At 40.6% G+C, this 20,455-nt stretch carries 20 protein-coding genes; 12 read left to right on the top strand and 8 right to left on the bottom strand.

Annotation, left to right across the window (positions count from 1 at the left end; genetic code table 11):
* Nucleotides 1-36: 36 nt before the first annotated feature.
* Complete coding sequence (locus BW139_RS10930) at nucleotides 37-1,398, top strand: M17 family metallopeptidase (RefSeq protein ID WP_076919663.1); 1,362 nt, start codon at nucleotides 37-39, stop codon at nucleotides 1,396-1,398.
* 51 nt (nucleotides 1,399-1,449) lie between these two features.
* On the opposite strand, the gene BW139_RS10935 is transcribed toward BW139_RS10930, so the two are convergent.
* Nucleotides 1,450-1,836 (bottom strand): VOC family protein, encoded by a 387-nt coding sequence (locus tag BW139_RS10935; protein WP_076919664.1) that lies wholly within the window; start codon nucleotides 1,834-1,836, stop codon nucleotides 1,450-1,452.
* Between the two features lie 84 nt (nucleotides 1,837-1,920).
* Entirely contained in the window at nucleotides 1,921-3,000 is a 1,080-nt protein-coding gene (locus tag BW139_RS10940) for a ketoacyl-ACP synthase III (protein WP_008112297.1), read from the bottom strand.
* Between the two features lie 380 nt (nucleotides 3,001-3,380).
* On the opposite strand from BW139_RS10940, the gene BW139_RS10945 reads away from it, so the two are divergent.
* From BW139_RS10945 to BW139_RS10965, 5 genes are all read left to right on the top strand, one after another.
* Nucleotides 3,381-4,619, top strand: coding sequence for an ATP-binding protein (locus tag BW139_RS10945; protein ID WP_076919726.1), 1,239 nt, complete (start codon nucleotides 3,381-3,383; stop codon nucleotides 4,617-4,619).
* Complete coding sequence (locus BW139_RS10950; protein WP_076919665.1) at nucleotides 4,616-5,143, top strand: response regulator transcription factor; 528 nt, start codon at nucleotides 4,616-4,618, stop codon at nucleotides 5,141-5,143. Before BW139_RS10945 ends, BW139_RS10950 begins: the two co-directional genes overlap by 4 nt.
* Entirely contained in the window at nucleotides 5,143-5,541 is a 399-nt protein-coding gene (locus BW139_RS10955) for a thiol-disulfide oxidoreductase DCC family protein (RefSeq protein WP_008112301.1), read from the top strand. The genes BW139_RS10950 and BW139_RS10955 overlap by 1 nt, the downstream gene beginning before the upstream one ends.
* Before the next feature lie 87 nt (nucleotides 5,542-5,628).
* Nucleotides 5,629-5,907: a peptidylprolyl isomerase gene (locus BW139_RS10960; RefSeq protein ID WP_076919666.1), complete on the top strand. Its 279-nt coding sequence runs from the start codon at nucleotides 5,629-5,631 to the stop codon at nucleotides 5,905-5,907.
* Between the two features lie 154 nt (nucleotides 5,908-6,061).
* A complete protein-coding gene (locus BW139_RS10965; RefSeq protein ID WP_076919667.1) occupies nucleotides 6,062-6,880 on the top strand; it encodes an ABC transporter substrate-binding protein in 819 nt (272 codons plus the stop codon).
* A gap of 23 nt (nucleotides 6,881-6,903) precedes the next feature.
* Here the strand turns inward: BW139_RS10965 and BW139_RS10970 are convergent, their stop codons facing one another.
* From BW139_RS10970 to BW139_RS10990, 5 genes are all read right to left on the bottom strand, one after another.
* Entirely contained in the window at nucleotides 6,904-7,557 is a 654-nt protein-coding gene (locus BW139_RS10970) for a DsbA family oxidoreductase (protein ID WP_008112307.1), read from the bottom strand.
* 109 nt (nucleotides 7,558-7,666) lie between these two features.
* A complete protein-coding gene (locus tag BW139_RS10975) occupies nucleotides 7,667-8,887 on the bottom strand; it encodes a Xaa-Pro peptidase family protein (protein WP_076919668.1) in 1,221 nt (406 codons plus the stop codon).
* A 129-nt stretch (nucleotides 8,888-9,016) separates the two neighbouring features.
* On the bottom strand, nucleotides 9,017-9,625 hold the full coding sequence (locus tag BW139_RS10980; RefSeq protein ID WP_076919669.1) for a flavin reductase family protein: 609 nt from the start codon (nucleotides 9,623-9,625) through the stop codon (nucleotides 9,017-9,019).
* Nucleotides 9,626-9,636: 11 nt separating this feature from the next.
* On the bottom strand, nucleotides 9,637-10,362 hold the full coding sequence (locus BW139_RS10985; protein WP_076919670.1) for an SDR family NAD(P)-dependent oxidoreductase: 726 nt from the start codon (nucleotides 10,360-10,362) through the stop codon (nucleotides 9,637-9,639).
* On the bottom strand, nucleotides 10,359-10,757 hold the full coding sequence (locus BW139_RS10990; protein WP_076919671.1) for a thiol-disulfide oxidoreductase DCC family protein: 399 nt from the start codon (nucleotides 10,755-10,757) through the stop codon (nucleotides 10,359-10,361). Before BW139_RS10990 ends, BW139_RS10985 begins: the two co-directional genes overlap by 4 nt.
* A 120-nt stretch (nucleotides 10,758-10,877) precedes the next feature.
* Between BW139_RS10990 and ppc the strand changes: the two genes are divergently transcribed.
* A complete protein-coding gene (ppc, locus tag BW139_RS10995) occupies nucleotides 10,878-13,523 on the top strand; it encodes a phosphoenolpyruvate carboxylase (protein ID WP_076919672.1) in 2,646 nt (881 codons plus the stop codon).
* A 124-nt stretch (nucleotides 13,524-13,647) separates the two neighbouring features.
* Complete coding sequence (gene cdd, locus BW139_RS11000) at nucleotides 13,648-14,577, top strand: cytidine deaminase (RefSeq protein WP_076919673.1); 930 nt, start codon at nucleotides 13,648-13,650, stop codon at nucleotides 14,575-14,577.
* Here cdd and udp read toward each other — a convergent pair.
* Nucleotides 14,566-15,321, bottom strand: coding sequence for a uridine phosphorylase (gene udp / locus BW139_RS11005; RefSeq protein WP_076919674.1), 756 nt, complete (start codon nucleotides 15,319-15,321; stop codon nucleotides 14,566-14,568). The two genes, cdd and udp, sit on opposite strands and share 12 nt — an antisense overlap.
* A gap of 422 nt (nucleotides 15,322-15,743) precedes the next feature.
* Between udp and BW139_RS11010 the strand changes: the two genes are divergently transcribed.
* The 4 genes from BW139_RS11010 (at nucleotide 15,744) to BW139_RS11025 (ending at nucleotide 20,444) form a co-directional block, all read left to right on the top strand.
* Nucleotides 15,744-16,853, top strand: coding sequence for an arginase family protein (locus tag BW139_RS11010; RefSeq protein ID WP_076919675.1), 1,110 nt, complete (start codon nucleotides 15,744-15,746; stop codon nucleotides 16,851-16,853).
* A 97-nt stretch (nucleotides 16,854-16,950) separates the two neighbouring features.
* Nucleotides 16,951-17,652 (top strand): ABC transporter substrate-binding protein, encoded by a 702-nt coding sequence (locus tag BW139_RS11015; protein WP_076919676.1) that lies wholly within the window; start codon nucleotides 16,951-16,953, stop codon nucleotides 17,650-17,652.
* A gap of 120 nt (nucleotides 17,653-17,772) precedes the next feature.
* Nucleotides 17,773-19,062, top strand: coding sequence for a hemolysin family protein (locus BW139_RS11020; protein ID WP_076919677.1), 1,290 nt, complete (start codon nucleotides 17,773-17,775; stop codon nucleotides 19,060-19,062).
* A 218-nt stretch (nucleotides 19,063-19,280) separates the two neighbouring features.
* On the top strand, nucleotides 19,281-20,444 hold the full coding sequence (locus BW139_RS11025) for an efflux RND transporter periplasmic adaptor subunit (RefSeq protein WP_076919678.1): 1,164 nt from the start codon (nucleotides 19,281-19,283) through the stop codon (nucleotides 20,442-20,444).
* Nucleotides 20,445-20,455 lie beyond the last annotated feature (11 nt).

The following is a 20,455-nucleotide window of genomic DNA, read 5'->3' on the forward strand; positions in this document are numbered from 1 at the left end:
ATGCTAAGGCATCATTTTCTATTATGTGAGTCATTAATGAGCGCTTTACTTCGTCATACCTCTTCAGGAATTCCTCTATCTTTTATTGTTAAAAATGAATTAATAGACTGGCTTACTCAGCAACCAAGCTTTGTGCAGCAGTGGCTTGTAAATACCGATTTTGAAAAGTCTGGACTGGCGTTAATACCAAACTCAGAAACCGGTGAATTAAGCCACGTATTTTGCATTATGCAACGAGCCGATGATTTTTGGGCCGCAGGCGATCTCGCAAGTAAATTACCTAAAGGCTGCTATCAAATTCAAGGCGATAAATCTTTAGTTTCTCAACTTGCTTTAGGTTTTGTGTTAGGTGGTTATGAGTTCAGTGAGTACAAGCAAAAAGCCACAGCGAAAGCTCAGCTTGGCATTGCTGATAAAACATTATACGAACAATTAAAACAACAGGCTGATGCAATTAATCTTGCCCGTGACTTAGTAAATACCCCCGCTGCCGATATGATGCCGCAGCACTTATCGCAAGTTATGAGCGATTTAGCTGATACATTTGACGGTGAGTTTACCCAATGGGTAGGCGATGAGTTACTAGAGCAAAATTACCCAACTATTCATATGGTAGGACGTGCAAGTGAAAACAAACCACGGTTACTCGATTTAAAGTGGGGGGCGGTTGATGCGCCTCAGATTACGTTAGTTGGTAAAGGTGTATGTTTTGACTCAGGTGGGCTGGATTTAAAACCAAGTTCAGGCATGCGCAACATGAAAAAAGACATGGGTGGGGCAGCGCACGTTATTGCCTTGGCTCAATTAATTATGGCTGCTAACTTACCAATACGCCTTCGCGTGTTAGTCCCTGCGGTTGAAAATGCTGTTTCGCGCAATGCATTTCGCCCTGGCGATGTAGTAAAAACTCGTAAAGGTATTATGGTTGAAATAGATAATACTGATGCAGAAGGGCGACTAGTACTGTGTGATGCGTTAAGCGAAGCACAAAACGATGATCCTGAATTAATCATTGACTTTGCTACCTTAACTGGTGCGTGCCGTGTTGCTTTAGGGACAGAACTGCCAGGCTTTTTCTCAACGGAACGTGATGTAGCTAATGCGATTATGGACTCGGGGATGCAAGTTAATGACCCTGTATGGCAATTACCGTTATTTGAGCAATACAGACCATTTTTGAAAAGCGATGTGGCTGATATGACTAACTGCTCAAGCACGCCATTTGGTGGTGCAATAACCGCTGCACTTTATTTAAAAGAGTTTGTAGAGCCAAATACACCATGGGTTCACTTTGATGTAATGGCATGGAACTTACGAGCATTACCAGGGCGCCCAGCAGGTGGTGAAGCTCTGGGTGTTCGTGCAGTATTTACTTACCTACAAAATCGATTTAACTAACCTAACTAGGGTTAACTAAATCAAACATATCTTGCCTTGAGTTATTTGATGTTAAAGCGCATATAACTCAAGGGGTAAACCATCTGGATCGGCAAAAAAGGTGAATTTTTTGCCGGTTATTTCATCTTCTCTTATTTCTTCTACGTCGATTCCATGCGACTTTAAGTACGTTTTACTGTTTTCTACACTACTAACCTTAAATGCTAAATGTCTAAGTCCTTGTGCTTCGGGATAGCTTGGTCTACTTGGCGCATCTTTAAACGAAAATAATTCTAACTGACTACCATCTGGTAAAGCTAAATCGAGCTTATAAGACTTTCGCTCTGCTCGATAATGCTCATTGATAATTGTAAGTTTTAATATTTCACTATAAAAATGTTTAGAGCGAGGGTAATTACTGCAAATAATGGCTACATGATGAATGCCTAATAGCTGCATATAAATTTTCCTTAAAAAGCAAAAAGCGCACTGAAAGCAGTGCGCTGTTTATAAATACATATTTGCTTGGTGTAATATTAGCTTTTAGCTAGGCTCTGCGTCTTTACAGGCTTTTACAGCTGGTGCAACAAGCTCTAAACCTGTTTTATCACACGGTGGAAGTTTAGCATCGCTAACAGCAATGGGTGTTACTCGCTCGCCCCATTTGATATAGCTTGCCGCCCACGTTAGGCCTGCTCCAAATGCAGCCGACATAATATTGGCATGCGGCTTAATTAAACCTTGCTCAACGGCCTCACACAGCGCAATGGCAATCGTTGCAGCAGAGGTATTACCGTATTCGCCAATGTTTACCATTACTTTGCTGTCTTCAACCTTTAAACGGTGTTGAATTGCTTGAATAATGCGTAAGTTAGCTTGATGCGGAACTAGTACATCGATATCGTCTAACTTGAGGTTGGCTTGTTCAAGCACATCGTCACAGGCTTCACTCATGCCTTTAACGGCACGTTTAAATATTTCACGCCCTTCAAATAAAAGGTCTGATGGGCCAATTGGCTCATATTTATTTAAATCACTGCCAAAATTAGTAATGTGTAAAATATCACGATCTTCGCTGTCACAGCCGGTTTTAGTCCCTAGTAATCCAGCAGGTGTTTCTGCTGCTTCAAGCACAACGGCACCGGCACCATCACCAAATAAAACGGCACTGTCGCGTCGTGCCCAGTTTACGTACCACGTCATGCGTTCAGCGGCAATAACTACGGCTTTTTTGATCATCCCAGCCTGTATTTGCGCTGTCGCAGCTTGTAAAGCATATAAAAAACCAGAACATGCTGCGTTAGTGTCCATGGCTGCAGCGCCTGTGGCACCTATATTTTTTTGTACTAATGAGGCGGTGTTTGCCACTACAGTTGACGGTGTGCATGTTGCTAAAATAACTAAATCGATATCTTTTGCATCTATGCCTGCACATGCAATGGCGTGCTTTGCAGCCACACTGGCAAGCTCGGCAGTACTAACATGGCTAACTCTGCGAGACTTAATACCGGTACGTGTGGTGATCCACTCATCGGTGGTATCTACAATTTCACTTATTTCGTCGTTGCTGATGCTGGCTGGTGGAATGCATTTACCCCAACCAGTGATATGTGCGTAAGGCATAGTGTGTTCTCTTAAAAGTGGTATGACGTGTTCGTCTAATGAATACGTTATAACAAAAATTAGCTGTTAACACTAGTTTATAGCATGGTTTGCATAGTAATTACTGCTATTTTACGGACTATTTGCTGCATTTTTGTTTAAAGGTAAGTGGCTTGTTTTTATTGTGTTAATCAAATGATTTTAATGATTCTGTGTGTTTTACACGATAGCTCATAGGCCTTATACACATATTAGAATACGAACGCTTTGTTGACTATATATGCTTGAGTGCGGCTGAGTGAGCAGCTAATATGAGGCGCATATTATGGAATCATTACTGTAAAAAGCATTATTTATAATGGATAACAAAGCAGTGTATATTCAAACAGGTGAACCTTATTGTGTTAATAAAAACCGACCCGGCTATTAGCCGATTATTAATGCTGCGCAGTGGTGCCATTGTTGTCCAGCTTATTGCGGTACTCAGTGTTTATTTTTTACTAGAACACCAAATTGCACTTATGCCGCTGTTAGGGGTTATTGCTGTTGAGGCGGTTTTTCAGTTAGCCAGTGTCTTTGCCTACCGACAGGTAAGCCAAGCAAAGCCCGCTGGTATGTTGATGCAACTGACCGCAGACGTGCTTTTTTTAACTATTTTGTTGTCTTTAAGCGGTGGCGCAACTAACGCATTTGTGTCGTTACTATTACTACCTATTATGATAGCCGCAATAACATTGGGTGCTCGAGGGCTTGCCTATATTGCTGTGTTGGCCATTGCCGCCTACAGTTTATTATTAATTAAAATGCCCGAACACAGTATGCACCAAATAAATATGAGCGGTCATTTTATTAGTATGTGGATTAATTTTGTTCTAAGTGCCTGTGTGATAGCCTTAGTTATAGGGGCTATGAACCGTGCTTTACAGCAGCGTGAGCGAACTATTTCGAAGGTTAGAGAAAAACAGCTGCGCAGTGAACAACTGGTTATCCTCGATGGCGCAGCGGCGCAAATTACTCATCAATTAGCAACACCGATTGCTAATTTACAATTATTGTTTGAAGAACTTTTAGAAGAGCATCCCAATAATGATGTCATTCAGCAAATGCGAATACCGCTGTCGCAGTGTCGCACTCAGCTGGATGATTTTAGAATGCTCTCAGTGCAGCTTCGTAATAAACAAACTCAAGTACCGATTGAGGCTAAGCAGCTGCAAGCAAAGTTGAATGATACCCTATTATTACACTACCCAGATCAGCAAATAATTTGGCTTAATGAGGCACCCGAAGCCACTTTACAAAGTGATGCTATGCTGTTTCCTGCAATTTTAAATTTATTACAAAATGCGGTTCTTGCTAATCAAAAACACGCTCAAATGCAATTAGAATTGAGTTGGCAACAGCCGGATGTACAAAGTATTGCTTTCGTTGTTCGGGACTTTGGCGCTGGTTTTTCACCCTCGCAATTAGCTGAATTAGGTGGGCAGCTCATGCCGAGCGAGCAAGGCATGGGAATAGCGGTTATGTTATCAAACGCCACCTTTGAGCGGTTAAACGGCTCGTTGACGGTATATAATCACCCCGAAGGCGGGGCGGTTGCAAAAGTAACTTTGCCACTATTAACAGCAGGGACAAAAGCATGAAGCTACTTATTATTGAGGATGATATCAATTTAGCAGCGACGTTGGCGCGGCGGTTAACTAAATACGGGTTTAATTGCGAGATCGCACATAATCACACTGATGCACTTCTAAAGGCTCGCCAGCAACAGCCTGACTGTATTTTATTAGATATGAAGCTGGCTGATGAGAATGGACTGACGCTGATTGCACCGCTGCGCCATTTACTCACACATGCTCATATTGTATTGCTGACTGGCTTTGCAAGTATAGCAACGGCGGTTGAGGCGATGCGCTTAGGCGCTAATGACTATTTGACCAAACCAGTTGATATGGCAAGTTTATTAAAAGCACTTAAGGTAGAGCTGGTAAGTACGACAGTAACCGAAATTTCTGAAGGGGTTATGTCGCCCGAGCGTCTAGAGTGGGAGCATATTCAGCATGTTTTACACAGTAATAACGGTAATGTATCAATGACTGCAAGGCAGCTAAATATGCATAGGCGGACACTGCAGCGTAAATTACAAAAAAAACCAGTGCAGCAATAATGCAAAACCAAAGAATTATTTTATTCGATGCGCAATGTAAGCTGTGTAGTGCATGGTGCAATTTTGTTATAGCTCACGATCCTAGCATAAAATTTAAATTGTGCAGCGTGCAATCGCCAGCAGGGCAAGCATTACTTGCTCAATTTGGTTTTTCGACCACCGATTTTACTTCGATGGTATATATAGAAGGACAAAAACCCTATACCCGAAGCCAAGCCGTTTTTCGTATATTCAGTCAATTAGGGTATCCGTGGAAGTTGCTTAGCGTATTTAAGTTATTACCGCGAAAAGTGACAGATTGGTTTTATAACAAAGTAGCTAAAAACCGTTATACATTATTTGGCAAATACCAATACTGTCGAATTCCTCATCAAAAAGATAAAGATCACTACTTATAGCCACACTTTTAGCAAGTGCTCGATCACTAAGGCTGTGCTAAAATCGCGGCGTTAGATTACTAGTAAATAGGTTTTAAGGGCTTTTTCATGGCAAATACAGCGCACGCACTGCATATTTTAGTGAAACACAAAGAAATTGCAGAAGATATCATTAAGCAATTAGGCAAAGGCGCAAAGTATCAAACCTTAGCTAAAAAGTATTCGTCATGCCCGTCGGGCAAAAAGGGCGGAGATTTAGGTGAGTTTAGACGCGGCCAAATGGTACCGCAGTTTGATAAAATCGCTTTTAGCGGCGCAATTTTAGAACCGCATTTAGTAAAAACAAAATTTGGCTGGCATGTTATTAAGGTGCTTTATCGTACTTAAATAACCTCATTTAGCCTTAAAATACAACCCCTTTATTAGTAGTTATACTGCAATTTAATTTGTCTGCTACAATGTTTGTCATTGAACCGCTCATTTTTATATGGGATTTATTTAAAAACGGCGTTGTTAGTCCATTCGATAGTAGGAGCTAAGAATGAAGCTATGCTTATTTTTCAGTCGTATTTTAATTTTATTGGGGTTGCTTTTTAGTTCAATTAATAATGCTTATAGTGCACAAGAAGATATAGTGCTTGTACTGGCAAAGCCAAATGCACCATTTACCCAAAAAAATAGCTATATCACAACCTTATTAAAAAAAGCTTTTGCAGAAGTGGGGACTACGTTAAGCTTTTCTTATACAGATAAGCCAATGAATAATAAGCGTATTTTAGAAAGTTTGAACAAGAATTCAGAGATAACTCTAGCTTGGTTAAGCTTGGCAGAATCTCAAACAAATAACCTTTTATATACAAGTTATCCAATTTACCGAGGCCTTCATGCGAAGCGTCTCCTGATGATTAAAAAAGACCGCTTAGCCGACTTTGCAAAAATAAATAGCTTAGAACAACTTAAACCGCTGATCGCGCTTCAGCAGCAAAGTTGGTCTGATTATTATGTGTTAAAGAAAAATGGATTAACTGTTAACGGAGAGCTTGATTACTTTGGAATGCTCAAAGCGTTAGATGAAGGCTTAGGAGATTACTTCCCTCGCTCAGTTACGGCAATTCAAGCCGAAATAAACAAATATTCACAATACGACTTTGTGATCGAACCAAACATAATGCTGCAATACACTAGTCAGTATTATTTTTATTCTAACAAAGAAAATAAACACATTATTGAGTTATTACAAAAAGGCCTTGATAAATTAGCGCAAAAAGGCGAGCTTAATGCGCTATATGAGCAATTTTATGGGTATATTGAGAAAGATAACCACCTTAAAAAACGGCTTGTATTCAAATTGAATAACTAATTACTACTTTTAAAGTAGGGTTTTTATTGCTGAGCCTCTTCTTCACTTATTTGCTTAAGTGCTTGAATAAATGACTCACTCGGCTGCCCACCAGTAAGAGCATACTTATCATTTATAATAAAAGTAGGCACTGAAGTAATACCCATTTGCTTAAAGTTATTTTGCTCTTCGCGAACCGCTTGTACGTATTTATCTGAGTGTAAAATATCGCGGGCTGTGTCTTTGTTAAGGCCGACTTTTTCTACCACATCTAGTAATGCATCTTCTTGATTTAAATATTTTAAATCGGTGAAGTGTGCTTCAAAAAACGCCAATTTTAACTCAGTTTGCTTGCCTTCTTCACGAGCCCACATTAGCAAGCGGTGTAGATCAAAGCTGTTGATCATGATGCGTTTACCGTCAAAATTAAAGGTAAAGCCAGCTCGTTCACCCGCATCCGCCATGTTTTGACGATTTCGCGCGCTTTCTTCTTCGGTTAAGCTGTATTTTTGCTGCAAATGCTCGTTTAAGTCTTGTCCTTCAAGTGGCATATCTGGATTAAGCTCAAATGGGTGCCATGTAATATCCGCACTCATTTCTTCTTTTAGCTCGGTCAATGCGGTTTCTAGGTTCTTGTAACCGATAATACACCATGGGCACATTACGTCTGAGACGATATCAATTTTTAAGTTTTTCATAGGGATCCTTGAAGGATTGCTTAGTAATAACAATGGATATTGGGATGAAGTCTACATTATCAATCATTGAACACAAAAAGAGCAGCGAAGGTGCTGCTCTTTTTACATATTAGCTGTTTAAACCAAATGGGTCGTCAATGCTGTAACTTGGCTGGGTAAACCAGCGCGGACCGTCATCTGTCATGTAAAAGTGATCTTCTAATCTCACCCCAAATTCATCTGGAATGACTAGCATAGGTTCGTTACTGAAACACATGCCTGTGGCAAGCGGGGTTTTATCACCCCCCACTAAATAAGGCCATTCGTGAATGTCTAAACCAATACCATGGCCTGTACGATGTGGGCAACCTGGTGTTTGATACTCAGGTCCTAAATTTTGTGCTGCTAAGTAGCTGCGAGCGGCTTGATCAACCGATTCACAGGTTTTGCCAAGGGCTGCTTGATTGAAAGCTGCTAATTGTGCCGCTTTTTCAAAATCCCAAAACAGGCGTTGTCGGCTGGTTGCTTCACCAAATACATAAGTACGCGTAATATCAGAAAGGTAATCGTGCACTTTACATCCAGTATCGATGAGCACCATGTCGCCTTTTTTCAAAATTTGTGGGTCTTTTACGCCATGTGGGAATGAGGTAGCAAGGCCAAATAATACAATACAGAAGTAATTGCCCGGTGCACCTACTTTTTGATGGGCTTTTTTTATAAATTCTTCGACTTCTACGGTGCTAATGCCTTCATAAAGCATGCTCGCTGTAGCCTGATGAACCGCTAAAGTCATATCCATGGCACATTGCATTAATGCTAATTCATTGGCTGATTTATGCATTCGACAATGTGCGGTTACAGGTTGTGCGTTAACTAGTTTTAACCCTGAACTGGCTTTATTGATACCATCAAAAATAAAAAACTGGGCGCTTTCATCAATACCAACGGTAGCAGTGTCGCTAATATTAAGCTGCTTAAGCACTTTAACGAATAGCTCAAACGGGCTTTCATGCTCTTGCCAGCCGTGTATTGGGCCATCAATAACCTTAAAGCCATTTAAAGAACCAATTTCAAAATGTGGAGCAATGTATTGCACATCACCTACGGCAGGTAAAATAGCGCCAACAAGTCGTTCACTGGCATACCATTTCATTCCGGTAAAATAGGTTAGGTTGGTACCTGCGTTTAAATAAATGGTATCAATGTTGTTCGCTTGCATATAAGCTTGCGCTTTGGCCATACGCGCTAAATACTCATCGGCCTGAATTGGCGTTACTGAGTGGGTCATATTACTTAAACTAGCAAGTGCTTGCTCGGGTGTGTGAGTACCAATACCAACTGTGGTCATACATTTCTCCTACAAAATTTTGCATAGTGTGTAGGTTTAACAGTTTAATTTCAAATTAATTGCGATTGGTAAGTAGCGCAGTGTGTGAATAAATAAAGAAATTAGCCTACCAATTTGGTAGGCTTGAGGTTATTTTTTTGCATAGGGTAAGCGATTAAGCTTGTTTGCCGTGTGGTAGCTATCTAATCCGGTTACTGCAACCGTATCAATGGCTTGTAAATCTAAAAAACCATCACTTTGGAGTGCTGATTCATCCACATATACATCCATTATTTCACCAATAACCAATTCGGTACCATTGACCGCTAAATGTTGGTTCTCAACAAATTTTACCGCGTATTTGAGTCGACTTTGCGCAACAAAGGGGGCGTTAAACTCGTTTAAGTATTCTTTAGTCAAGTTGGTTGCATCAAACTCGCACTCGTCTTTGCTATAGCGGGCAGAGGTTTGGTGTGCCTGCTGGTAAATATCACTATTTACTTGGTTTATAGTATAAACGCCCGTTTCTATAATATTTTCGAATGTATGCCTTGGTACACTGTGCGGGCGCATTATCATGCCTACTAGCGGCGGGTGTGCGCCCAAATGAATAACCGAACTAACAATGGCTAAATTGGTATTGCCTTGTTCATCTTGCGTGCCAATTAGGTTGGCACTTTTAAATCCTGACAGCGAATTTATAAAGTGTGTGCGTGTGTGTTTTTCAAGTGCGGCTATGCGGTCTTTGGAAAAATGCATGTGTTGATTCCTTACCATTTTATGGTGTTTCCTTGCCAATCTAGGTAGGCAGGTTCGCCGTTAAGTTCTAATTGGGGATTATCGTAAGTAAATTTGAATAATTGTTGGGCAACAAACTCAGGGGTAAATAGTTTATCGGCAGGTACATTTTTTTGAAATGGCTTAGATAGCTCAGTATCTGTGGTACCTGGGTGAAATAAGACTAGTTTAGTGTTTTTAGCACGACGAGCAAGCTCAATAGCGGCTGTTTTAAATAGCATATTAAGTGCTGATTTTGATGCGCGATAGGTGTACCAGCCACCCAATTTATTGTCGTTAATACTACCTACACGAGCACTTAAAGCGGTAATTGTGCAATGAACTTTGTGGTTAAGTAATGGCATTATGCTTTGCATGCATAGCAGAGGGACAAGCGTATTAGAGTGCATAAGCTGAATAAAATAATCACTATTGATGTCCTCGAGTTTTTTTTCAGGCATATGTTGGCCATTGTGTAGTTGGCCATTAAATATAATCACCTGAGCAAGCTCAACCTGCTGAGACTTTAGCGAGTCTGTAAGCTCACTCAAGCTTTGCGCTGAATAGTCGCTATGAAAATAGGTTACACTTTTATCACTGTGATTAATATTCGATGAGCTAACACAAATGATATTAAATTGTGTTGCTTGTTGGCTTAAGTGATTAACGTAAGATTGAGCAATGGCGCTACTGGCGCCAAATAAAATCACTGTTTTCATTTTCCACCTTTGGTTTTGATATTGCATTGACCTGAATTGCACTGTGCATTAGGCATTAAAAAACGGCTAATGTGATGACGGTACTTAGCAAAGAAAGTATAAGCATGATCGGCAAAAAAACGAATGACGGGCAAACGAATAATTTTAAGCCAAGGGTATTTGCCAACAGTACGCCAAGCTTGATAAGTCACGTCTAAGCCATAAATCATCTGCCCATTATCAGTTTGGGCATGCAGTATATTCATGGCGTGTTGCTTATCGATTGCGGGAAAACGCTCACTAAAGTCATCAGAATTTAAATCTTCTAGTGTAATTTTATGATCAACATCGGCACGTTTTAAATGCTGCATCTCTGCATTGCAAAGGGGGCAATTACCATCGTAAAAAATGATCATGTCATCGCTTTGTGTTTATTTTACATATGCTTTTTTACGACATGCTGTTGCAAATGGATCTATTAAATAAGTAAACATAATGATATTAATAGGCCTCAAAGAAACAAAGGAGAGCTAAAAATGAGTGAACAATATGCCGCCTTGCGAGGTAATGTAAATTTACTTGGGCAATTATTAGGACAAACTATTAAAGATGCTCAAGGACAAGATATTTTAGATAAAGTAGAAGAAATTCGGGCTTTATCAAAATCATCTCGCAGTGGCAATGAAGCTGATCGTAAAGCGCTAATAGACGTACTGCATGCGCTTAGTGATGAAGAGCTTTTACCGGTTGCCCGTTCATTTAATCATTTTTTAAACTTAGCGAATGTTGCAGAGCAGTTTCATACCGTATCACGTTTTAATGATGTTGGTTTTTGCCAACTAAATCCTCTCACTCAAACATTAAAAACGTTAGCAGCAAAAGCCGAACAAGGTCAGCTTAATCATAACCATTTAGCCGATACCCTCTCAAAACTCCACATAAACTTAGTACTAACAGCACACCCAACCGAGGTGACTCGCCGTACCATTATTAATAAACACGTTGAACTTAGCGATTGTTTAGCGTCGCTTGAGCGTACCGACAATCTTGCGCAAGAACGCGAGGCAATATTAAACCGTATTGCGCAGTTAATTAGCCAAGCATGGCATACTGACGATATTCGTCGTTCACGCCCAAGCCCTGTCGATGAAGCTAAATGGGGCTATGCAGTCATTGAAAACAGTTTGTGGGAAGCGGTGCCTCGTTTTTTACGTGAGTTTAGCCAGCATGTAAAACAGCATTTAAGCTTAGAATTGCCTGCAGATTACAGCCCGATTGAATTTACTTCATGGATGGGCGGAGACCGTGATGGTAATCCGTTTGTAACCGCCGAAGTAACCAAGCAAGTGCTCGATCATGGCCGTTGGATGGCATTGGATTTATACCAGCGTGATTTAGAAACACTCTGTGCTGAACTTTCAATGTCGGATGCCAGCGATGAGCTTATTAAGCTGGCAGGGCAAGAGTTTGAACCGTACCGGGCTGTTTTGAAAGAAGTTAAAAATCAAGTTGCAGAAACGGTGATGCATTTAAGCGCTAAAATTAAAAATAAGCGCACTGAGTCGCAAGATTTAATCACCGATATCAACCAAATTAAACACCCTATTGAGGCATGTTATCGTTCATTATTAAAGTGCAACATGCAAGTGGTGGCCAATGGCTTACTACTGGATATGATCCACCGAGTAAATAGCTTTGGACTGCGTTTGGCAAAACTGGATGTGCGCCAAGATTCGTCAAGGCACAGTGATGTATTTTCTGAACTAACTCGTTACTTAGGTATTGGTGACTACAATCAATGGCAAGAGCAAGATAAACAGGCCTTTTTGCTCGCTGAGCTTAACTCTCGTCGCCCGCTTATTCCTAAGCATTGGCAACCTAGTCCTGATGTACAAGAGGTACTCGACACCTTTGATGTTATTGCACAGCAAGATGCAAAAACCTTTGGTTTATATATTATTTCTATGGCCCGAACTGCTTCTGATATTTTAGCGGTGCAGCTATTACTTAAAGAGTCAGGCTGCGGTTTTGAGCTCCCTGTGGCGCCATTATTTGAGACCTTAGATGATTTAAATGATGGTCATAATGTTATTACTACATTGCTTAATAATGAGTGGTACCGAGGTCATATTAAAAATACTCAACATGTGATGATTGGTTATTCAGACTCAGCCAAAGATGCCGGTATGATGGCTGCTGGCTGGGCACAATATGAAGCAATGGACAAATTAGTGCAACTGGCGGATGAACGCGGTATTGAGCTGGTTTTATTTCATGGTCGTGGAGGCACGGTTGGTCGAGGCGGTGCGCCTGCAGCACAAGCCTTGCATTCGCAGCCACCGGGTTCACTCAAAGGGGGCCTCAGGGTGACAGAGCAAGGCGAAATGATCCGCTTTAAATTTGGCTTACCCAATGTCGCATTGCAAAGCTTAAACATATACGCGGGGGCGGTGCTGCAAAGTAACTTATTACCACCGCCAGAGCCCAAAGATGAATGGCGCGAAGTGATGGCATTAATTAGTGATGTATCGTGTGAGCACTACCGCAATGTGGTACGCCACGATGAAAACTTTGTACCTTACTTTAGAATGGCAACACCAGAATTGGAGCTATCTAAATTACCGTTAGGTTCAAGGCCCGCTAAACGTAACCCGAATGGTGGGGTAGAGAGCTTACGTGCTATTCCGTGGATATTTGCGTGGAGTCAAAACCGTTTAATGCTGCCTGCATGGTTAGGCGCACTAAGCGGGCTTAAAGCGGCGCTTGAAAAATATGGCATTGAAACCTTAAGTGAAATGAGTTTGCAATGGCCGTTCTTTAGAGCCCGTTTAGAAATGCTAGAAATGGTATTTAGTAAAGCGGATAGCTGGCTAAGTGAGCACTACGACAATGCGCTGGTGGAAGACATGTACAAGCCTTTAGGTGTGGCTTTACGTGATGAGCTTGGTGAGGCGATAACCTTAGTGCAATCATTAAGCCCACAAAAAAGTCTATTGGCAGATCAGCCTTGGATCAAAGAGTCTATTGGGCTTAGAAATCCATACACCGATCCACTTAACGTGTTACAGGTTGAGTTATTACGTCGCTCTCGTGGCGATGATAAAGGTAATGAAAGCGATATAGATAATGCCTTAATGATCACCATGACGGGTATTGCAGCGGGTATGCGAAATACAGGTTAATTTCTATTTTAATAAAACAAAAAAAGGGAACACGCGACGTGTTCCCTTTTTTTACGCTGAATAGGCTGGTATTTCGTTTGCCAACCTTTTACACTACTTAGCCATTGAACAAATAAAAACTATTATGGCTTCAGCAACTTTTAAAGTGCAACATAATACAGCACTTAGCAATTCACACATCTCATTAAACGTAGCCCAAACACAAGCACTACGTAGTCAATTAAAAAATCAACGCGGTATTTTACATTCAAGCGATATTAAAGCGCTTTGCACCGAACTTAATGTCAGCGAAGATACTTTATTGCAAGGCTTAGTGCCTATGGCATCTGAATTTTCAGTTGCACCAATTTCTCAATTTCATGTCGGCGCAATTGTAAAAGGGCTTGATTCACAAGAAAATACCACTTTTTACTTTGGTGCCAATGCGGAGTTTGATCATCAAGCACTTAGTTTAGTAGTGCATGGTGAGCAATCAGCAATTAATAATGCCTGGTTAAATGGCGCTAAGAAAGTGCTAAAAATAGCGATAAGTGATGTCCCATGTGGGTACTGTCGTCAATTTATGAATGAACTGGCTGATGCTAAAGAACTTGATATTTTATTGCCAGCACAAAACTTTAAATTAGCAGAGCTGTTACCGCATTCATTTGGACCAACTGATTTAGGTAATGAGCACAGCTTATTTAATCCGGCAGAGCAAACTAATCGCTTTAAAGAGATAGAGCTTGATGAGAAGTTGATGAGCTATGCTTTAGCGGCTTATGTGCCTTACAGCCAAAATTACAGTGCAGTTAAAATAAGTACGTTTGAAAACGGTGATTTTTACGGTAGTTATGCTGAAAATGCAGCGTATAGCCCGAGCTTATCGCCATTGCAAAGCGCAGTGAGCCAGCTATTTTTAGCAGGGCTAAGCTTTGATAAGCAAACAGTAAAATCAATTACTTTATTAGAAACTGCCGGTCATGAAAACCAATCAGGGGTGGCAAAAGCAGTGTTAGCAAGCTTTACTGGCTTGCCAACACTTGAGGTGATTAGCGCAACATTAGCCAAGTAACACTTTAGCGGCTTCAAGTACCACGGCAACAGATTTTTTCTCAATCTCGCCGTGGTCTACGTTTGGAATTTCTTGACGTGTTCTATTTACCAATACACCTGCAACACAAGCGGCTTGTAAGCCAAGTGCGGCACACATAGTGAATAAAGTGGCCGATTCCATTTCATAGTTCATTACGCCCAATTTTTGCCATTCTTCACAACTACCTTGTAATGACTTAGGTACATAACCAGAGTGTGTATCGTAGCGCTCTTGACCTGGGTAGAAGGTATCGCTTGAAGCGGTAATACCAATATGAAAATCAATATTGAGGTTTTCACAGGCTTTTACCATGGCTTGCGTGGCAAAAAAATCAGATACGGCAGGGTAGCACAGTGGTGCAAAGTGCTGACTCGCGCCATCTAAACGAACTGAGGCTTGGCTAATTAAAATATCGCCTTCGTTAATGTGTGGCTGAATAGCACCTGTTGTGCCAATGCGAAGAAAGCTACGTACGCCGAGTTGCGCCAGTTCTTCAACGGCAATTGACGTTGAAGGGCCGCCAATACCGGTCGAACATACCACCACAGAGTGGCCATTTAATTGGCCTAAATAAACGTGAAACTCACGCGTTTGAGCAAGGCAGGTAGGGTTATCTAAGAACTGTGAAATACGTGCTGCACGATCTGGATCGCCTGGAACAATAGCCAGTTTTGCACCTTTTAAATCATCAATACACAGTCCTAAGTGAAATACCTTTTCCATAACTAAGCCTTTTTAATAAAAATTGTTGTCAATTTACCATAATCACGAGAAACATAAATGAAGTACAGGACGGATGTCCGTATTGACTTAATTTGATTTATTCACCAACTCTGAATATTCAATCAATGGCAAAAATTACTTGAAAAATGAGCCAGTTGACTTGTTTGCTCAGACACTATATTCATACCTCATAGCAAACCAGTAGCTAGGCTAAACAGCCGTTAGCTATAATTTAAATTGTTTATATTCAATTGGTTAGTGAGTAGGCTTGGTTTTTAATTACCACTAACCTAAGTGAGCAAAATAAAGCGCCCTGTGATTTTAAGCATACTATGCAAATAATCTGTAATTAATTCAGCGTGCGTTGTTTTGCATAACTACTCAATAATAGACAAGATATTCAGATTGAAAAAGGGTTTACAATGAGCACACAATTTCAAGCATTTAAAGATAAAGTTGAACACTGTTTATGTGCGCCTGGTGACGGTGTTTTTACGGTTAATACGGCTAAAGAACGCAAAGCAGCGCTTAGAAATAAATTATATGGGCAAACTGAAAATGTCGATGTTTTATGGCGTGACTCACTTAACGAGCTGCCTAATTCACCACACAAAGCAGTAATGCTAGGCATTAGCTCTGATTGCGGTGGTGGGATTTTACGTGGCGCTAACTGGGGGCCTTTATTTTTACGCTCAGCATTGATTGATCAACAAACACAATGTCGCTCGTTTGATTTAGGTGATGTACGTGTAATACCGCATTTATTGCACGATAAGTATTTAAATGAGGCCACTATTACCAACTGCCAAAAAGCGCTGTACGGAAATGACAATAACGATCATTATGTAAGCCCATTGTCTATTACTGAAGATGTGTGTGATAGCTTTTATGCGACATTCCAACACAAAGGTATTTTTGGTATTGGTGGCGACCACTCAATTAGCTACCCGTTAACAAAAGCGTATTTAAAAGCCAAACGCGAGCAAGGTAAACGTACGGCAATTATTCACTTTGATGCTCACACCGACTTACTCGTAGAGCGTTTGGGCATCGACTTATGTTTTGGCTCTTGGTGCACACATATTTTAGAATTCTTACCAGCGCCGCATCATTTAATTCAATTTGGTATTCGCTCAAGTGGCAAGCCTAAATCACATTGGGAAAGTACTTTTGGCGTAAAACAACATTGGGCTGCTGAAATTATAGAGCGTGGCGCAGCTGCGGTTGCGGCTGATGCTATTGCGCAATTAAAAGCAGACAAGGTTGATGAAGTGTATGTAAGCTTTGATATTGATGCCCTTGATGCAGAGTTTGCATCAGCAACAGGTACACCCGAAGAAAATGGCTTAACGCCACAACACGCACTTGATATTTTGTCAGCGATTGCTGATGAATTCCCTATAACGGGGGCTGATATGATGGAGATAGCTCCGTTTACTGACAGCTCTTTAGTGGGTCAATCAAGCTCTGAGACGACACTGAGAGAAGGCGCTAAAATCTCAGCGTTTTTAATTAACGCAATGAACCGCTAATTTCAAAAGCTAAAAATTGGCTATTTGCAAATAACCCGCTATATTTAATTGGCTTTTATTGAAAAGTGACGTCTTAAATTTAATAGAGCGGGTTATTGTGATTAAGTGGTGTTTTGTATTATTACTCATTGTAAGCCAACACTGCGCAGCTAAACTCACTGTTGTAACAGAGAATTTTGCACCTGCGCAGTATCTTGATGCGAACAACAATTTAGTCGGTGATGCTGCCGATATAGTACGATTAGTGCTTGATAATGCTGGGATTGATTATTCAATCTCAGTCAACGATTGGAGCATGGCATATAATATCGCATTGAGGGATTCCGAAACCTGTATTTTTTCAATTTCTCGCTCACCTGAACGTGAGAGTAGCTTTGTTTGGTTTGCTAAACTAGCCCAGTTCGATACTAACTTTTACTCACTTAAGAGCAAAGGCATTGTGCTAACAAGCCTTGATCAGGCGAAGCAATATAGAATTGCAGTATTAAAAGATAATTACAGCCACCACTATTTACTCTCCCAAGGCTTTAAAGAAAACGAAAATTTAATGCTTTTTAATAGCTTTGATAATATTTTTAAAATAATTAGAGCGCGAAGTTCCAGCATTGATTTGGTTGTAATACCTGCACAGAGAATAAATCATGAACAGTCCCACTTATTAAATGAACTACAGCTCGAGCCATTAATGCCCATCAACGTCAGCCAAGCTCCCTTATATTTTGCGTGTAACAAAAACCTACCCAATAAACTAAAGCGACAACTTAGTGCGGCCTTTGCTTTGTATGAGTCGCAACTATAAATATTAAATCATTGATTAATTTAATAAAATAATATTATCTAAATATCAATTGCCCTGTTTATAAAAGCGGCTATAATCCAGCTGCTTTTGCTAATAAAAGCGATTATTTTGGAGTTATAAATGGGTGATTTAATCGGGATTGCTTTATTAATCTTGATGAGTGCGTTATTTGCGATGTCAGAAATTTCGATTGCCGCTTCACGCAAAATAAAATTAAGAGTTATGGCTGACGAAGGAAATGTGCAAGCGCTGGCGGTTTTAAAGCTGCAAGAGCAGCCCGGTGCTTTTTTTGCCATGATCCAAATTACGCTCAATGCGATTGCCATATTAGGTGGGATTGTTGGGGAGCAGGCATTATCGCCTTACGTGCAAGAAATACTGCAGTTATTTTATCAAGGTCCGTTACTTGGGCAAATTAGCTTTTTGCTATCGTTTTTAATTATTACCTCATTGTTTATATTATTTGCTGATTTGCTCCCAAAACGTTTAGCAATGATTTTACCTGAAGCTGTTGCTGTGCGTGTAGTTACAATTATGCGCTGGGTTACTTTCGCACTTACACCACTGGTATTATTTTTTAACGGTTTAACCAATATAGTATTGCGGGTTTTCAAAGTGCCGAGTGAGCGTGAGGATATTGTTACTACTGAGGATATTGTTGCCATGATGGATGCCGGTGCTGAATATGGCAGCTTGCAACAGCAGGAATATGACTTAATTGGTAATGTATTTGATTTAGAAGCACGCTTTTTATCGAGCGTTATGTCACCTCGCGAGCAAGTGGTGTACTTTGACATTGATGAGTCGAGTGATGACATAGCTAATAAAATTATTGAGCATCCGCATAATCACTTTTTAGTGTGTAAAGGCAATTTAGATAAGCTAATTGGCACGGTAGAGTCAAAAGATATTTTACGCCAAGTGCTTAAAGGTGAAGCCGCGAATATTAACGATGACATGCTCGATAAAGATATTTTTTACCTACCAGAAACACTGAGCTTATCTGAAGCGCTAAATGCGTTTAAAACTGCCGTTCATCCTTTTGCAGTGGTGGTCAATGAATATGCGCTAGTGGTTGGGGTGGTTACAGTTAAAGATTTAATGAAAGGCTTTATGGGTGATTTAATAACGCATCAAAGTGAAGAGTTAATCATTGAGCGTGATGCTAACTCTTGGTTAGTGGATGGTTTAACACCTATTGTTGAATTAGCTAAGGTACTTGAAATAGATGAGTTCCCTGATCAAAACCATTATGAAACGGTGGCCGGGTATTTAATTTATACCATGAAGCATATTCCCAAACGTGCAGAATTTATTGTATTTTCAGGCTTTAAATTTGAAGTAGTGGATGTAGAAGGCATTCGTATAGAGCAGTTACTTGTCTCTAGGGTAAATCCTGATAGCGAATAATAGCCGCTAAAATTAAATTATTTATTAACGGCAGCCAATGCATTTGCATTGGCTGCCTTTTTTATGGGTGTTACTGCTACAGCAAAACTATTGTTTGAGTTAATTTGGTGATAACTATAGTCAATTGTAAAAATGTGTAAATGTTGCTCAGTAGCTATTTTTAATTGTTGTACTATAGTTTAGAATGATCGTTCATTCTAAACTAAAAGGTATTTAACATGCAGCGCTCCCGCATCGCTTTTTTTGTATTTTCAGCCCTCGTTGGTTCTGTTGCTTTAAGTGGCTGCGATCAGGTAGCTGAGCAACCTAAGGCTTCTGCTCCTGCAGCGACTCCTGTTGGTGTTGTCACATTAAACAGCCAAGCAATAACACTTAAAAAAGAATTACCAGGGCGTGTAAGTGCGTTTCAAATTGCTGAAATTCGTCCTCAGGTGAGTGGAATTGTACAATCACGCTTATTTGAAGAGGGCACCCAGGTTGAGAAAGACCAAGCGCTTTACCAAATCAACCCTGACATTTTTGAAGCAGAATTAGCCGCCAGTAAAGCGGCGGTTGCTCGCGCAGAAGCCAGTATTGCCAGCAGTAAATCTAAAGCGTCTCGTTATAAAGAATTATTAGCAATTAAAGCTGTAAGCCAGCAAGATTTTGACGAAGCTGATGCCGCGTTTAAACAGGCATCTGCAGAATTATTAACGGCAAAAGCGCAATTACAAAGCGCGCAAATTAACCTTGATTATAGCCATGTTTCTTCGCCAATTAGCGGCCAAATTAGTAAATCAAGCGTTACTGTGGGCGCATTAGTTAGCGCAGGTCAAACAAGTGCGCTGGCAACGGTTACGCAGCTTGATCCTATTTATGTTGATTTAACGCAATCAAGTAATGAGTTAACTAAACTCAAAAGAGCACTGGCATCAGGTGCTTTAGGTGTCGACTCTACAACACAAACCGACGTAGAGCTAATAATGGAAGATGGTTCTGCATACCCTCATAAAGGCACATTACAGTTCTCAGAAGTCACTGTTGATCCAAGTACTGGATCGGTAACGCTACGTGCTAAATTTCCAAACCCTGAAAAGCTACTACTACCAGGTATGTATGTACGTGCTGAGGTGGTTGAAGGTGTTAAGTCAGACGCAATACTAGCGCCTCAACGTGGTGTAAGCCGAAATACTAAAGGTGAACCTACAGCTATGGTTGTTAGCAAAAACAACACAGTTGAAAGCCGTGTATTAAAAGTAGAGCGCACTTTAGGCGCTAATTGGTTGGTGAGCGAAGGCTTAGCCGATGGCGACCAATTGATTGTGGAAGGGCTACAAAAGATTCGCCCGGGTGCACCTGTTACGGCAACTGCTGTGCAGTCTTCTGCAAATAACAGCCAATAACGGAGAGTTTT

The organism is Pseudoalteromonas sp. SK18 (assembly GCF_001974855.1).
In the GTDB taxonomy this organism is placed as follows: Bacteria; Pseudomonadota; Gammaproteobacteria; order Enterobacterales; family Alteromonadaceae; genus Pseudoalteromonas.

Excerpts from the sequence above, each read along its gene's own strand:
- ppc (WP_076919672.1), top strand. The coding sequence starts at position 10,878 with ATGAGTGAACAATATGCCGCCTTGCGAGGTAATGTAAATTTACTTGGG.
- BW139_RS10965 (WP_076919667.1), top strand. The coding sequence starts at position 6,062 with ATGAAGCTATGCTTATTTTTCAGTCGTATTTTAATTTTATTGGGGTTG.
- BW139_RS11025 (WP_076919678.1), top strand. The coding sequence starts at position 19,281 with ATGCAGCGCTCCCGCATCGCTTTTTTTGTATTTTCAGCCCTCGTTGGT.
- BW139_RS10960 (WP_076919666.1), top strand. The coding sequence starts at position 5,629 with ATGGCAAATACAGCGCACGCACTGCATATTTTAGTGAAACACAAAGAA.
- BW139_RS10990 (WP_076919671.1), bottom strand. The coding sequence starts at position 10,757 with ATGATCATTTTTTACGATGGTAATTGCCCCCTTTGCAATGCAGAGATG.
- BW139_RS10970 (WP_008112307.1), bottom strand. The coding sequence starts at position 7,557 with ATGAAAAACTTAAAAATTGATATCGTCTCAGACGTAATGTGCCCATGG.
- BW139_RS10940 (WP_008112297.1), bottom strand. The coding sequence starts at position 3,000 with ATGCCTTACGCACATATCACTGGTTGGGGTAAATGCATTCCACCAGCC.
- BW139_RS11020 (WP_076919677.1), top strand. The coding sequence starts at position 17,773 with ATGGGTGATTTAATCGGGATTGCTTTATTAATCTTGATGAGTGCGTTA.
- BW139_RS10935 (WP_076919664.1), bottom strand. The coding sequence starts at position 1,836 with ATGCAGCTATTAGGCATTCATCATGTAGCCATTATTTGCAGTAATTAC.
- BW139_RS10930 (WP_076919663.1), top strand. The coding sequence starts at position 37 with ATGAGCGCTTTACTTCGTCATACCTCTTCAGGAATTCCTCTATCTTTT.
- BW139_RS10980 (WP_076919669.1), bottom strand. The coding sequence starts at position 9,625 with ATGCATTTTTCCAAAGACCGCATAGCCGCACTTGAAAAACACACACGC.
- BW139_RS11010 (WP_076919675.1), top strand. The coding sequence starts at position 15,744 with ATGAGCACACAATTTCAAGCATTTAAAGATAAAGTTGAACACTGTTTA.
- BW139_RS10955 (WP_008112301.1), top strand. The coding sequence starts at position 5,143 with ATGCAAAACCAAAGAATTATTTTATTCGATGCGCAATGTAAGCTGTGT.
- cdd (WP_076919673.1), top strand. The coding sequence starts at position 13,648 with ATGGCTTCAGCAACTTTTAAAGTGCAACATAATACAGCACTTAGCAAT.
- udp (WP_076919674.1), bottom strand. The coding sequence starts at position 15,321 with ATGGAAAAGGTATTTCACTTAGGACTGTGTATTGATGATTTAAAAGGT.
- BW139_RS10950 (WP_076919665.1), top strand. The coding sequence starts at position 4,616 with ATGAAGCTACTTATTATTGAGGATGATATCAATTTAGCAGCGACGTTG.
- BW139_RS10975 (WP_076919668.1), bottom strand. The coding sequence starts at position 8,887 with ATGACCACAGTTGGTATTGGTACTCACACACCCGAGCAAGCACTTGCT.
- BW139_RS10985 (WP_076919670.1), bottom strand. The coding sequence starts at position 10,362 with ATGAAAACAGTGATTTTATTTGGCGCCAGTAGCGCCATTGCTCAATCT.